Annotated in this window: 12 protein-coding genes, 7 pseudogenes and 1 other annotated feature; of the genes and pseudogenes, 6 read left to right on the top strand and 13 right to left on the bottom strand. The window is 56.4% G+C overall.

The window, feature by feature from the left end; genetic code table 11:
* Positions 1–174: 174 nt before the first annotated feature.
* Positions 175–555, bottom strand: a complete 381-nt coding sequence (locus tag DUT91_RS23505; RefSeq protein ID WP_114442843.1) for a hypothetical protein — start codon at positions 553–555, stop codon at positions 175–177.
* 657 nt (positions 556–1,212) lie between these two features.
* Between DUT91_RS23505 and DUT91_RS23500 the strand changes: the two genes are divergently transcribed.
* The gene (locus tag DUT91_RS23500; RefSeq protein ID WP_114442842.1) at positions 1,213–2,166 is read left to right on the top strand and encodes a cation diffusion facilitator family transporter; all 954 of its coding nucleotides are present in this window, start codon (positions 1,213–1,215) and stop codon (positions 2,164–2,166) included.
* A 156-nt stretch (positions 2,167–2,322) separates the two neighbouring features.
* On the opposite strand, the gene DUT91_RS25890 is transcribed toward DUT91_RS23500, so the two are convergent.
* Positions 2,323–2,478, bottom strand: a complete 156-nt coding sequence (locus DUT91_RS25890) for a hypothetical protein (protein ID WP_160113702.1) — start codon at positions 2,476–2,478, stop codon at positions 2,323–2,325.
* On the opposite strand from DUT91_RS25890, the gene DUT91_RS27585 reads away from it, so the two are divergent.
* Entirely contained in the window at positions 2,427–2,933 is a 507-nt protein-coding gene (locus DUT91_RS27585) for an MgtC/SapB family protein (protein ID WP_425373837.1), read from the top strand. The genes DUT91_RS25890 and DUT91_RS27585 overlap by 52 nt on opposite strands.
* Here the strand turns inward: DUT91_RS27585 and DUT91_RS23490 are convergent.
* A pseudogene (locus DUT91_RS23490) lies at positions 2,930–3,675 on the bottom strand (IS3 family transposase); the annotation flags it as partial. The gene DUT91_RS27585 and the pseudogene DUT91_RS23490 overlap by 4 nt on opposite strands.
* Positions 3,275–3,391, bottom strand: a sequence feature (AL1L pseudoknot). (Overlaps the previous pseudogene by 117 nt.)
* Before the next feature lie 255 nt (positions 3,676–3,930).
* Here DUT91_RS23490 and DUT91_RS23485 point away from each other — a divergent pair.
* From DUT91_RS23485 to DUT91_RS23475, 3 genes and pseudogenes are all read left to right on the top strand, one after another.
* Positions 3,931–4,344, top strand: coding sequence for a Fur family transcriptional regulator (locus DUT91_RS23485; RefSeq protein ID WP_160113701.1), 414 nt, complete (start codon positions 3,931–3,933; stop codon positions 4,342–4,344).
* 66 nt (positions 4,345–4,410) lie between these two features.
* A pseudogene (gene irrA, locus DUT91_RS23480) lies at positions 4,411–4,848 on the top strand (iron response transcriptional regulator IrrA); the annotation flags it as partial.
* Positions 4,849–5,102: 254 nt separating this feature from the next.
* Positions 5,103–5,642, top strand: a complete 540-nt coding sequence (locus DUT91_RS23475; RefSeq protein ID WP_114442840.1) for a peroxiredoxin — start codon at positions 5,103–5,105, stop codon at positions 5,640–5,642.
* Positions 5,643–5,794: 152 nt separating this feature from the next.
* On the opposite strand, the pseudogene DUT91_RS23470 reads toward DUT91_RS23475, so the two are convergent.
* A pseudogene (locus DUT91_RS23470) lies at positions 5,795–6,699 on the bottom strand (IS256 family transposase); the annotation flags it as partial.
* 38 nt (positions 6,700–6,737) lie between these two features.
* Positions 6,738–6,864: pseudogene (locus tag DUT91_RS23465) on the bottom strand (IS481 family transposase); the annotation flags it as partial.
* A gap of 316 nt (positions 6,865–7,180) precedes the next feature.
* On the opposite strand from DUT91_RS23465, the gene DUT91_RS23460 reads away from it, so the two are divergent.
* Positions 7,181–7,453, top strand: a complete 273-nt coding sequence (locus DUT91_RS23460) for a hypothetical protein (protein WP_114442839.1) — start codon at positions 7,181–7,183, stop codon at positions 7,451–7,453.
* 24 nt (positions 7,454–7,477) lie between these two features.
* On the opposite strand, the pseudogene DUT91_RS23455 reads toward DUT91_RS23460, so the two are convergent.
* The 8 genes and pseudogenes from DUT91_RS23455 to DUT91_RS27580 all read right to left on the bottom strand — a co-directional run.
* Positions 7,478–7,723 (bottom strand): annotated as a pseudogene (locus tag DUT91_RS23455) (IS3 family transposase); the annotation flags it as partial.
* A gap of 146 nt (positions 7,724–7,869) precedes the next feature.
* Positions 7,870–8,451 carry an NAD(P)H-dependent oxidoreductase gene (locus tag DUT91_RS23450; protein WP_114442838.1) on the bottom strand — a complete coding sequence of 194 codons (582 nt, stop codon included), beginning with the start codon at positions 8,449–8,451 and terminating at the stop codon, positions 7,870–7,872.
* Positions 8,452–8,661: 210 nt separating this feature from the next.
* Positions 8,662–8,823 (bottom strand): annotated as a pseudogene (locus DUT91_RS23440) (ABC transporter substrate-binding protein); the annotation flags it as partial.
* A gap of 4 nt (positions 8,824–8,827) precedes the next feature.
* A complete protein-coding gene (locus DUT91_RS23435; RefSeq protein WP_114442292.1) occupies positions 8,828–9,133 on the bottom strand; it encodes a hypothetical protein in 306 nt (101 codons plus the stop codon).
* Positions 9,130–9,642: a hypothetical protein gene (locus DUT91_RS25645; RefSeq protein ID WP_147272260.1), complete on the bottom strand. Its 513-nt coding sequence runs from the start codon at positions 9,640–9,642 to the stop codon at positions 9,130–9,132. The genes DUT91_RS23435 and DUT91_RS25645 overlap by 4 nt, the downstream gene beginning before the upstream one ends.
* Complete coding sequence (locus DUT91_RS23430; RefSeq protein ID WP_147272259.1) at positions 9,588–10,280, bottom strand: transposase; 693 nt, start codon at positions 10,278–10,280, stop codon at positions 9,588–9,590. Before DUT91_RS23430 ends, DUT91_RS25645 begins: the two co-directional genes overlap by 55 nt.
* Positions 10,281–10,632: 352 nt before the next feature.
* Positions 10,633–11,094: a GNAT family N-acetyltransferase gene (locus tag DUT91_RS23425; protein ID WP_114442835.1), complete on the bottom strand. Its 462-nt coding sequence runs from the start codon at positions 11,092–11,094 to the stop codon at positions 10,633–10,635.
* 158 nt (positions 11,095–11,252) lie between these two features.
* Positions 11,253–11,345: pseudogene (locus DUT91_RS27580) on the bottom strand (ABC transporter); the annotation flags it as partial.
* Positions 11,346–11,411 lie beyond the last annotated feature (66 nt).

Here is an 11,411-nt window from a genome sequence, read left to right as displayed (position 1 = left end):
GCGCTGGCCGACAGCCGCGTCCTCGCTCTGAAGGCAGGAGCGGCCCGATCACCGCCCATTCTTCATCCGTCAGTCCTATCCGTTCGCCCAAGGCTGCCTCCAAATGGAAGCCTTGAATCAAAATTCGGTTCCTCAGTCAATCTTTGTCCACGAGCGCTAGATTGTTCATGGCAGTCATTTGCAAAGCCCTTCATAAAAGCCGCGATCAAGATTGTCATAGAGACAATGTTGTAAGCCATCAATTTTCCTATCTGGCCCCACGACCCGATCACGTTCCTGGATGTCCCGTACCCTAAATCCTGCTTTGCGCGGCTCCTGGTACTTCCTGTCCGTACCTATAATTTCCTTATCTACACCCAGACCAAAGGCTTCTGTGCGGAATCCATCTCCATGCCGCCCGCCATGCTGCGTGGCGGGGCGTAGGTTCATCCCTTGGAATTCGGCTTTCTTTTGGCCAGCCACCGCCCCCCACTCCGATTTTTTGGGTGTTGTGCATGCTATTATCGAGAAGGAAAGTAGTCCGTTGACTGCAGCGATAAAAAATGTGCGCTTCATGGAGCCTCGATGGTGACGGGTGTGTTGCGAAGTTTTCTCCTGGGCACGGCGGGCAGCCCGACGAAGCTTTCTTCTCAGGACGCGCATCAAACCCTCACAGCCGCACGACCAGGAAGAGATAGTGCTTGTCAGCGGTAAAGTCGCAATCCAGATTACCCAATGCAAATCATCGCGCCAGGGTGGCGCAGGCCCTTGGGTTGATCTGCTTTTTGAAGGTGAGCTGGTTATTCCAGCGTGTAGCGATGCGCATTGAAGATTGACCGTCAAGCCGGGCGATTTCATGAGATTTACACCCGGAATGAAGAACAGTGAGCGTAGCGACCTCTAGTTGGCACCTGCTCATCGACTTCCAATGGGTCGAATTTTTCGAACCGTTCGTCATCGTTTCAACCGCCAGCGCTTTAAAATTACTTTCCTAAGCCCGGTTTCCGGAGCTTAGCCTGCGAACCAGATCAACAATTCATGGCAGCAGCATATCAGCTGGTTGAGGGAATAAAAAAGGGGTGACATAGCCCCTTTTTTACATGGACAACCATGCTTAGCGTTTTCGGAGAGTATAGAAAATGAGCCTGTTTTGTAAGCGGTCCCTGTTTTGGCGTCTTTTGACGCATATGGTTATCGCCAAAATTGCTTCTGAGGTGAACAAAAGGATAAAAAATGAAGGAAAAGAGACCATTCTTCAATCTAGATGATGAGCGCGGCGTGCTGCGCATCTCGATTATCGTTACACTCTTTATCGCGATCGCAGGCATCATTTTCGGTCTTCTCTCGGGCTCCTTTTCCATCATCTTCGATGGCATTTATTCGCTTGTCGACGCGGGCATGAGTTTTCTGGCACTCATCGTCACCAATCTCATCAACTCTCATGCAATGTCGCAGCGGCTGTCGCGCCGCCTGCGCGAACGCTTCACCATGGGCTTCTGGCATTTCGAGCCGATCGTGCTCGGGCTGAACGGCATTCTTCTTATGTGTGTTGCTATCTATGCCTTCATCAACGCCGTCTCAAGCCTGCTTGAGGGGGGACGCGACCTGGAATTCGGATGGGCCATCCTTTTTTCCGTTATCGCCGTCATTACGTGCTTCACCCTTGCGACGATAGAGGCGCGCGCCAACCGCAAAATCAAGTCGGATTTTTTGCGGCTTGATATAAAGGCTTCGATCATGGACGGCGGCATCACGGCCGCGCTGCTCTTCGCCTTCTGCATCGGCTATGCCGTACAGGGTACGCAATGGCAGTGGATATCGCCTTATATCGATCCGGGTGTCCTCGCGCTGGTCTGTCTGATTATCGCTCCGCTGCCATTCTCGGCCGTGCGGCAAGCATTCTCCGACATCATGCTGATCACACCCGCATCGCTGATGCATCATGTCGATACGGTCGCGCAGAGCTTCACCGAAAAGTACGGATTTGCATCCTACCGCGCGTATTGCGCAAAGGTCGGACGCTCTACCCAGATCGAGCTCTATTTCATCGTCCCGGCAGGCGAGGCCGCACGCACCATAGGACAATGGGATGCGCTCCGCGACGAAATCGGCCAGGCTCTCGGAGAAGCCAGTTCCGATCGCTGGCTCACCATTGTTTTCACCGGCGATCTTGAATGGGCGGAATGACTGTTCCCATGGCGGTTGGTATGGCGCGGTCTCCGCCGATCGGAACGCCCATTACTGCAGAAGAGCCATTGTAATAGCAGGATAGCAAGTGCTCACGCAGAAACGTGGTATGCGGCGTCCAGCTACGGAAGCCAATGCCATCAGGAAACATCTGGCTTAGGCGAGCACATCCTGTTCGGCGTTGTCCTTGGGGGTGGCGAGGTTCGGCACCTTCGGCCAGACAGCTACGGCTGATTTGATGCTGATAGCGCCATCCTGGCATGCCTGTTGCTCGGCATCGGCAAAGTCTCCTGAAGATGGCCATCCAGGCATATTGGCGCGGTTTCCTGAGGCCGGGAAGCGTGCTGCTCGTCATCTATGCCGCCTCGGCCCTGAACAAATTGGCTATTCGAACGATCCGACGCCGATTGCGGGAAGACGGATGGGAGAGGGATAAAGCAATGATACCATTTCTGGAGGCGGCAACGAATCTTGTTGCCGCCCTGATGGTGGGTGCCGTCATCGGCTTTGAACGACAGTGGCGACAGCGGCTCGCCGGCCTGCGCACGAATACGCTGGCGCCTTGGGGGCGGCCCTGTTCGTCCTGTTCGCCCGCCTGTTCCCGGGCGAGGCCTTACCTGCGGGCTACGTCACCCTGCCAGTTAACGGCAGGTCACCGCCGCTTGGGCTCATGCCCCCTCGCAGCAGGGGCAGGCAAGTCTTCACATCCTCCTTTCTCTTTGCATTCCAGTCATATGCCTCCCCGATTGGGGCGAGGCGCACCATAGGTGAAGTCCGAGAGCCAGAGCCTGTTCGGCGCCGGGGCATGGAAGACCCGGTTCACATGGTCGCGCGGACATGGCGCGGCCTTGTCCTGCACGGTGGTGCGGACCGGCTTGCCGCGGATGACGCCATGAAGGCCGAGGTCGGCCATCAGCCGCTCGACCGTGCAGCGTGCAACGGCGAAGCCTTCGCGCAGCATCTGACGCCAGACCTTGCGCGCCCCATACACCTCGAAGCTCTCGGTGAAGACACGTTCGATCTCGGGCTTCATCTTCAAGTCCCGCTTCGCCCGCGCCGAAAGCTTCTCGGGATCGACGCGCTTGGCGACATGGTCGCGGTAGATCGACGGGGCGATCGGCAGCACCTTGCAGATCGGCTCGACCCCATACGCCTCGCGGTGATCGTCGATGAACGCGATCATCGTTTGAATGAGCGGTCGAGCTCCGCCTGGGCAAAATAAGCGCTCGCCTTGCGCAGGATCTCGTTGGCCTGCCGAAGCTCGCGGTTCTCCCGCTCAAGAGCCTTCATCTTCTCGGCCGTCTCAGTCGGGACCCCAACTCGCTTGCCGGCGTCGACCTCGGCCTTCTTCACCCAATCCAGCAGCGTGTGCGTCGAGCAGCCGATCTTCGTCGCTATCGACTGGCAGGCAGTCCAGCGGGAGGAATGATCAGCCTCATGATCCAACACCAAACGCACCGCACGCTCGCGCACTTCAGGGGAAAACTTGTTTGTCGTTTTGCTCGTCATGGCTCCATCCTATTTGGAAGTTGGAGCCTCCGGCAAACCCGGGGCGGTTCAATAGCTCCTCAATTTTTCCATTCAAGCCACGACGATTAATCAGTCCTCCAACGAATCTCTTCGCCCACGAAATTTAATTCGAATTGCATGAAATTACCCTCCGATGCAAAATGCAATTAGGAATTATTTGCAATATGGCTTGACCCACTTCTGATTTTTCATATTCTGCAAATGCAACTCAATTGCTACAGGAATCATGACGAGGTGGATGAAGTGGTCAAGGCATTCCCACTGAAAGCGTTCGCGGCGCAAGGAAATAACGTTGCTGCGCGTGATATTTTGACGGAAGCTGGGCTGCGGGTGACACAGCAGCGTATCGCTCTCACGAAGTTGTTCTGCCAAGATGAGAGACACGTCAGTGTGGACGATATCTACGGGGATCTGATGCGCCAAGGTGCGCCCGGATCGCTCGGTTCCGTCGATCGCAGCCTGCCCGGCTTCAGCGAAGTTGACCTTCTGAGACGCGTGCTGATCTGCGGTTCGACCGACTACTTCGATACGATGCTCGAATATCACCATCATTTTACGACGTGGACAGTGACCAGTTGCTTGACATACCACTCGATGCCGTTCGGACAACGAATAACCCCGCGTCGCCCGATGGCTACGAACTGGTGAACGTAGCGTCGACATAGACTTCCCACCCTCCAGCCGGATTTCCAAATGCTGCTTGTACCAGAACAAATGCGAAAACGGATCGAAACGGCGCCTGGGACGCAGGACGCTCCTGTCGAGACGGTGCGCGCCATTCTCAAACAGGCCGGTTTGCGGCCCACGAGGCAAAGGCTCGCATTGGGGCGGCTTCTGTTTCGGGCGGAGCATTGCCATGTCACGGTCGATGATCTTCACGGCAACATGCTCGATCGCGGAATGCGGTTGTCACTTGCCACCGTATACAACACGCTCAACCAGTTCGCCCATTCCGGTCTGGTGCGCAAGGTGGCCATCCCTGGAGGGCCGAGCTATTTTGATACCGACGCTGGTGACCACCAGCATTTCTATATCGAGGAAGAGGGGCGGATTATCGACGTTCCGGCAGGTTCAGTCGTGCTCGGCCAATTGCCTGCGCCTCCTGAGAGTTACGCGATTGCCGGGGTCGATGTTGTCGTCCGCTTGCGGCGTGTCGAAGCGGTGGCGACCACCCCATGCACCCGCTGCGGAAAATGCCGGGCTGCGTTTCGCGAGCCGGAGACTGCCGGCGTCCCGCGACAATTGTGCGGCTATTCAGACAAGGATTGAAGGCAAGCACAAACACGGCCAACCGGATGCGCATATCATTGTCAAAGCAGGCATCAGGAATTGCGGGTCGCCCTGCCAGATGGGGCGGACGACTTGCTTATCTGTATCCAGTCAACAGAGCGAAAGGAACAACAACCATGCTTACTATCGGCGCGAAGCTGCCAGCCTTCGATCTTTGGGCCGTCGTCTCGGTAGATCCCGTGAAGGCGTTTATCCGCATCACCAACGAAAGCGACGCAGGGAAATGGAGAATAATCTTCTTCTGGCCGAAGGATTTCACCTTCATTTGCCCGACGGAGATCGCCGCCTTCGGCAAGATCAACGGCGATTTCGCGGGGCGCGACGCCGTCGTCTACGGCGTTTCCACCGACAGTGAATATGTACATCTTGCTTGGCGGCAGAACCATTCAGACCTCGTTGATCTGCCGTTTCCCATGCTGTCCGATATCAAGCGCGAACTGAGCGCCGCGTTTGGTATCCTGCATCCGGAGGAGGGCGTCGCGTTGCGTGCCACCTTTATTGCAGATCCCGAAGGCATCATCCGTTTCGTTTCCGTCAACGACCTCAATGTCGGCCGTAACCCACAGGAAACCCTGCGCGTTCTCGATGCGCTTCAGACCGGCGCTCTTTGCCCCTGCAACTGGCAGAAGGGCGATGACGTCTTGAAAGCCGCGTGAGGCGGGAATATTATGGCTATCTCGAATCCGGACGTTGTCGGCGCATTGGCAATGCCATCGCCATCATCGGCCGCATAGCCCACAGGACAGCCGATGCTGGAGAAGATTGACGGGAAAACGGCAACATTACCTACGCGCAGAGGGACTTTCCCTTTGCGCGTACCTTCCGGCCGAGGCGGAACGGACATGCGCCAGTTGCGCCGCCAGCTCTGCTTGAAGGCCGGTTAGCGCCGGCATCACGGTTCTTCCACGACACGAACTACCAGCGAATGGCGGATGAGATGCACAATGCAGGTCTGGATGACGGTCTGTCGGAAGATGGAGTTGACCGGAAGCCCTTCAGGCCCTCGGCGACGGCGATCAGGATGTCGGCGACGCCGCGGTTCTTCAGCTCATTCATGACGCGCAGCCAGAACTTGGCGCCCTCGGTCTGCTCGATCCAGATGCCGAGTATCTCCTTGGCGCCGTTGGGCAGGACGCCGAGCGCGACGTGGACGGCCTTGTTCCTGACGAGGCTCTCGTCCCGGATCTTGACCCGGATGGCGTCGGAGAGTGAAGCGGAAAAGAAATCGTGGATGGATCCGCGATTTCCCTCCGAACGAGCGGATAGACAGTGTCGAGCGGTCGGTCCTGCCATTCGCCGACCTCCTTCAGGACGGCATCGGTGACATCGAGCGACACGTCGATGCCGTAGAGCTCCTCCCGATGCCCGCCGATCTCGCGCCCGACATGCCGCGTGCATACATGGAGATGATTCTTCTCGTCGAAATCGGAAAGCGTCGTTGATATTTGGCGATCAGCTTCGGATCGAACGTACGGGCCCGGTCGCGCGGGATCGACAACGTCATCTTCGATGTGCCGGTCAGGACCGACTTCTTTGACACACTATTGCGCCGCCCCGCCTCACGCTCATCGCCCAGATGCTCATCCAGTTCGGCGTTCAGAATGCGCTCCGACAGCGCCTTCTTCAACTCGTCGAGCAAATCTCCCTGGCATAGACTTCGTCCGGCGCGCGACCGGCAAGCAATTGGTCCAAAAGTTCCTTCCCAGTCGCCACGTGATGATTCTCCTTTCCATCATCATGGCCTCAGACACGAAATTCTGAACAGTCTCGTCGCTGATCCAGCAGCGCCTGGGCAACAACACTCGTTGGCTCCGTGGGTCGGGTAGTCTCTGCGCGGACCGCCGGCGTCGTTCGTGAGTGGGGATGGATTTGCATCATTACATAACTTCAAGGATCAAAGGTTCAAAACGCCACGCATTTTCAACAATAGCCCATCCTACTTCATCCCAATGATGTTCTGCAACCAGAACCAGAACAAGAACATGGACAAGGGACGTAAAATAGGGGTGATGGCGCCACTATTCTTTTGCCTAATGCGCATGGATACTATCCTAAGGAACATTTTCGAATAGCGTTTCCACGGATCGTTGGTTCGTGACGAGTCTGGCCCGATCGATTGGCCGCCGCGGTCGGTGAAATACGCCGGGCGGCCCGCGGGAATGGACTCATCTAAATATGATGCGAGATCGCTAAAATGGAGAAGGAGTTCAACGTTATGAGAAAAGAACTGCCATCAAATGAAACGAGAATTATCGGTGGCGTAATTAAGAAAATCATAGCAGTTTCTATGCTGGGTTTTTCTCTTGCCACCGTTGCAAGTAGTTACTCGTTTGCGGGCCCCTTTTGTGATGCCGCTAAGGAAGCCCTTCATGAGAGTAACATCAAGGCTGGAGCAACTGGAGGTGCTGCAGGAGCCGTGCTCGGTCAAGGCCTGGGAGAACTTTTTTGGTGTTGGATTGATGGATAACGGCTGAACCGCTGAATTAACCACCTAAAGTTGGACAGTTGAAAGGCTGGGACGATTTAAGAGATGGGTCCTGTATTGGACAGGACTCAGCCCTTTGAGTTTCATTTTGATGCGATCATGATTGGAGTAGCGGATATAATCCGCGATGCCGCCCTGCAGGCCCTTGATGCTGTCGAAGCGGTTTGGGTGGAAGAACTCGGATTCGCGTACGGCGAAGAGGCTCTCCATGGCGACGTTGTCAAGACAGTTGCCTTTGCGTGACATGCTTTCTCAATGTTGCGAGAAACCCGACATAGGCTCGGCACCGACAGAGGTCACCAGCAGACTGGTGCTCGTGGCACCAAGATGCCATGATGGTAGTTGCCGAAAAATGGCGGACGGAGGCGGTTTGACAGTGAATTTCCCAGACAGCGTCCTCAGAAACTTTCCATTTTCGCCTTCACCTTGGCCATGAAGTGTGCCCGAGTGTCCTCCGTGCAATTGTTCATGTCATAGTGAGCGAGAAAGGTAACCGACGACCACGGATTGATCTCAGCGCGCAGAACACGCTTGATAATCTTCTTCGGTGGGTTGCCGGTGACAAATGCACGAAACGGCGTTGCGCCATAGGTCATGATGGCGCCGAGCTTGCGGATGCGGTGCAGCCGCGACCGGGCCTTGCCGTTCACCAGTTCGAAGGAAATGCCCGGCAGCCAGACACGATCGAAATATCCTTTCAGAATCGCCGGAAAGCCGAAATTCCACACCGGTGTGACGATGACCAGCCCCTGCGCCGCTAGCAACCGGTCGCAATAGCCCTTCACCAGCGCCGTATTTTCCGGATGGCTGTGATAGACTAAACGGTCTTGGCGCGACAAAACCGGATTGAACCCTTCGGCATAGAGATCGCAGTCATCGACTTCGTGACCCGCAGTCTGCAGGCTTTCGCGGGTGAGTCTGTGGAGCGCGCCGCCGAAGCTTTCTTTGACCGGATGGGAGTGTAACAGAAGGACGCGCATCAAACCCTCGTCGCCGCAAGACCAGAAAAGGATAGTTCTTGCCAGCGGTAAAGTCGAAATCCAGATTATTCAAGGCAATCATCGCGGCAGGGTTGAGCAGGCCCTTGAGGTCGGTCTGCATCTTGAAGGCAAGTTGGATTGCGCCCGGGATTTGACCACGTTCATGCCGGCCAGATTGAGGACGATGCCGCCCGAAAGCGACATGGCCTGTTCCGGCGTCAGATAACCCTGCCCGGTGGATTGACTGTCCGCGAGAAATGGCGCCAGGCTGAAATTGTAGGGTCTGTACTGCTCGACCTTGAAGCCAGGGAATAGATAGCCGTTCTTGCTCATGAAGATCATTAAAGGTTTGGCATCACAACCTCCTCCTGGAAAATTACTTCAGGCCCAGCTGCGCGCGCCGGACATCACGAACCTTGCTTTCAAGCTGGGCAATTTCATAAGATTTACACTCGGAATGAAGAACGGTGAGCGTAGCGAACTCCAATCCCCCTGCTTCAGAGCCACACAGATCACCTGCGGTCATTTCAAGCAGTTCCAGTTCGGCCCACACTTCAGGCCGCCGCCTTTTCAGATATTCCACCGCTTCCGCGACTTCTTCATCCGTCCAGTTGCGGGTTTGGGCATTCGACACCGTGCTCATCGACTTCCGATTGGTTGGATTTTTTGAACGGCTCGTCATCGTTTCATCCGCCTCCGCGCTTCAAGATTTCTTTCCCTGTGCCCGGTTTCCGGAGCATAGGCTTTGCGAACCAGATCAACAAATAATGGCACCCAGCATATCAGCTGGCAGAGGGAACAAAAAAGGGGCGCCATAGCCCCTATTTTACATGGACAATTGTGCTTGCCGTTTTCGGGAGAGTATAGAACGCCGATTCGCCAGTTAATTGCTTCACGGTGACGCGCGCATACTTGTTTCTGCTGTTGATTTTCACCCTCTATGGCCGAGCAGACGCTGTTACGTTCCTCTATCGTGGCGACAATCGTGCTGCTCATTGCGGGCATCGCTGTCGGTTGGTGGCAGGCTCGTTTGGCCATCGTGTTTGATGGCGTATCCGCGACATGCTTGCGCAACGTCGTGGTGGACACCACGCCAAGGATGAAGTCGACATCATTGGCACGGCACCAGTCGATGACTAGCGGCTGCAGTAATGACGGTCGGCCTGGATCGGGATCGAGGTGTTCGGCCAATTGCCGCGGATCGCCTGCATCAGGCGGCGCAGATGGAGGCGGATTTCGGCGCCACTCGACCACTTGGCCGGCCGCAGAAGCGCGCTGACGAACCGGCCCGCACCGTCGAACACGACGACCGGCTGGAAGCGGTATTTGTCGTGATGGGCGTTGAGCAGACGGAGCTGCTGGCCGGCGTGCACGGCATCAAAACGTGTCGTCGATATCAAGAATGATGCGCTTCGGCACCTGCCGGAACGACACGCAGTAAAGGTCGACCATCGCCTGGCCCGCGGTGACCAGGTCGCGCATGCCTGGCAGGTTTTCCAGTCGGCACACACGGTCGACTGCGAGGCCAGATCGCGACCCGACGGCAGAGCATCCTGGGCCATCTTGAAGATCGGGTTGCAACGTCGTAGCCGGTTGGCATCATTGCCATCCTCGTAGCCGGCGGCAATGATCTTCATGCGGAAGCCGATCATGTCGGTCAGGCTGTGGACGATCTGGTCCGGGCTGCGCGGATCATCGATGCAGCGCGCCAGACGGTCAGCCACCCGCAGCCGCTTTTCCACCGCGGCCAGAGTCAGAACGCCGCTGTTGAACGACAGCATGCCGCCGTCGAAACGGGCGACGGCGGACTTGCCGCCGACGGATGACAAACCGGGCAGAGGCAGGGTAAGATGGTCATGGCGGTGTGGTCTCCGGGAAATGGTTCGGATCGGTGTAAGCAACCAAATCCTCCGTCATTCAATGGTTTGAACCACATCCGACAACACATCATGAATTTTCCGGGCTAGCAGCTTGGCAAGCCGAGCTGATGTTCTCCCCTCGTCTGGCGAGGGCGCGGCCGTTGTCCTCGCCGCTCAGCATAAATGCCGGATCAATCTCCTTCCTCGTCGGAGGGAATACGCATTAGATTCGACCATTGGGACGCTTTGAGCAGGGGACGATAACGCATTGGCAATAGCGCCAAGCTTAACGACGTCGATCCACAGGCCTGGCTTGCGGCCATCACAAGGATTTCTTCATTGGCTGACCAAGCAGTTTACCCCAGAACTCAGATTCACCAGCATCCTTGTATCCAGCTGCAACATAGAAGGAATGAGCCGTCCGCGTGCTGGTGAGCGTGCTTTGGGCCCATCCCAGGTCGCGAAGATAGGCCTCAAGCGAAGCGAGGATCGATTTGCTCACGCCTTTGAAGCGGGACTCCGGCGCGACGTAGTTCAAGGTGATCTCGCCGGCGTGAGAAGCACCGCCGACGCCGAGAATTGCTCCATCTTCCTCAGCCAACATGACGCACTGATCAGGAGCTTCGATCCACGATCCGACAATTTTCGGGGTTTTGTTGCTGAGCCACTGTCTGAGTGTATCGTCCTCCCCGTCGTGATCAAGGACGCATAATTCCTGGATCGATCTGCGTAGGACTGAGGCGACCTGCTCGGCATCTGCTATTTTAGCGGATCGGATCAACATCCCGGATAGCTCCTTTTCCAATGGCTATGCTCTTACGGGCTTGAGAGTCTGGTAGAGGATAGTTTTCCCAATTGTGACACGAGCCGCAAGCTTTCCGCACGTTGAGCCCAGCCGCCAAATGCTGGCGGGCTTTGGCGAGCTTATTGGGCGTCACCACAGCCTGGCGGCGCCGCCACGCTGAGACAAAAGTTGACGACAACGAACAATGTCGGCACAGCACTCGCCAATCGGCGCAGAATGAAAAGCAGCATGGCATGCTCCAAGGGATGCACGCGGCAACCGGAAGGTCGCCGTGTGCCGCGCTATTGCATTATCGG

Source organism: Paramesorhizobium salinisoli, from assembly GCF_003335045.1.
In the GTDB taxonomy this organism is placed as follows: domain Bacteria; phylum Pseudomonadota; class Alphaproteobacteria; order Rhizobiales; family Rhizobiaceae; genus Paramesorhizobium; species Paramesorhizobium salinisoli.
The sequence above is the reverse complement of the archived record's forward strand: the minus strand, read 5'-3'. Positions and strand labels throughout refer to the sequence as shown.